Source organism: Bradyrhizobium sp. sGM-13 (genome assembly GCF_018398875.1).
Classification (GTDB): domain Bacteria; phylum Pseudomonadota; class Alphaproteobacteria; order Rhizobiales; family Xanthobacteraceae; genus Bradyrhizobium.
The window spans coordinates 1-254 of sequence record NZ_JAGWDK010000368.1 but is presented as its reverse complement, the minus strand read 5'-3'; the positions used below and the strand labels follow the sequence as shown (position 1 = coordinate 254).

1 protein-coding gene is annotated in these 254 nt (G+C 61.0%); it reads right to left on the bottom strand.

The features are described 5' to 3' along the window. On the bottom strand, positions 1-254 hold a 254-nt coding region (locus KJQ96_RS39330; RefSeq protein WP_213291254.1), incomplete at both ends, for a TrbC/VirB2 family protein.

Here is a 254-nt window from a genome sequence, read left to right as displayed (position 1 = left end):
CAGATCAGCATTCCGCCGCCGAATGAGAAAAATGCCAGGAAGAAGCTCGAGGCTGCGAACGCGATCGACAGACCGAAAACGATCTGGATCAGGCGCCGAAAACCGCCCGAAGTGTCGCCGAAGGCGAGCGTAAGGCCCGTGACGATGATGATGATCACGGCCAGAATCTTGGCGACGGGCCCCTCGACCGACTGCAGGATCTGGTTAAGCGGCTGCTCCCACGGCATGTTGGAGCCAGCGGCCTCTGCAGTGGG